Genomic DNA, 1,082 nt, shown 5'->3' on the forward strand with positions numbered 1-1,082 from the left:
GCCCTCGTTCGTAGAACCGTGAAAGAACGCGATCCAAGGCCAAGGTGGGTTCGTCAGCTTCAGCAGATAGGCCATGACCGTCGTGCGATAGTTGTGTGTCTGCACGATATCGGGTTTCCATTCACGTAAGCTCCGACCGAGGCGTAGGAGAAGGGAGACGTCGAGAGGCCCATTGTCAGGAAATACAACGTGGTCGACCCCGGCACGCTCCAGATAGGCGATGAACGGTGACGCCGAACGCCCGGTCCGCTGGAACATGTAGACACGTAGCTTGACCCCGTGCTCGCCCAACTGGTTCGCCAGAGCCGTCAACTGCCGACCAGGCCCAGATACGATGGCCGTGTCGATCAGCGAAGCCACGCGCAGTCCGGCGAAATGCAAAGGCTGGTGTTGCACAACACCGGGGGCCAGGGATGATACCCTGCTTCCAGCCGGCGCGGGCCAGTCCATATTTGTACCTGTATTACGACCCTTCAACATCTGCTTAGCTTCCGATCGCAGCAGAACTGAAAAAATTTCGGCTTACCGATCAAGAGAGGATCATGACAGATTTAGGTACCACGCTATGCAGATATCAATATCATACAAGCGGATGAGAGGCGCCACCTCGGTTCACCCGGAATTGGTACGGAAAGACTTCGTAGGGCGTAGGAACATGACAGTTTCAGTGATCATTCCGCTCTTCAACAAGGCGCCTTACTTGGAACGGGCTCTCAACTCGATTTGGGCTCAGGATTTCGATGACTTCGAAGTTATCGTCGTCGATGACGGATCCAGCGATGGCGGCCTCTCGGTCGCGCGGAGTCATAAGGACAAGCGCATGCGAGTGATATCGCAGGCGAACGCCGGGCCAGGCGCGGCCCGCAACCGCGGGCTTGCAAAGGCAAGAGCTCCCTTCGTGGCATTCCTGGACGCGGACGACGAGTGGATGCCTAATTTTTTATCTGCTGGCATGAGACACTTCGCAAAAGCGGGATCCGAAATTGCCAGTGTGACCGCCGGCTATCTTGAGATGCCGGCCGGCGCCTCGTCCGAAGTTCTGTGGCGGTCGCGCGGCCTGTCCTTTGGCCCAGTTCGGTTGA

At 57.3% G+C, this 1,082-nt stretch carries 2 protein-coding genes; one reads left to right on the forward strand and one right to left on the reverse strand.

The features are described from left to right. Positions 1–360, reverse strand: a 360-nt coding sequence (locus ACXJ7R_RS33925) for a glycosyltransferase family 4 protein (protein WP_457155605.1), incomplete at its 3' end; no start/stop codon positions are given. Positions 361–655: 295 nt separating this feature from the next. On the opposite strand from ACXJ7R_RS33925, the gene ACXJ7R_RS33930 reads away from it, so the two are divergent. Then, positions 656–1,082, forward strand: a 427-nt coding sequence (locus ACXJ7R_RS33930) for a glycosyltransferase family 2 protein (RefSeq protein ID WP_457155606.1), incomplete at its 3' end; no start/stop codon positions are given.

This window comes from Mesorhizobium sp. P5_C1 (assembly GCF_054049815.1).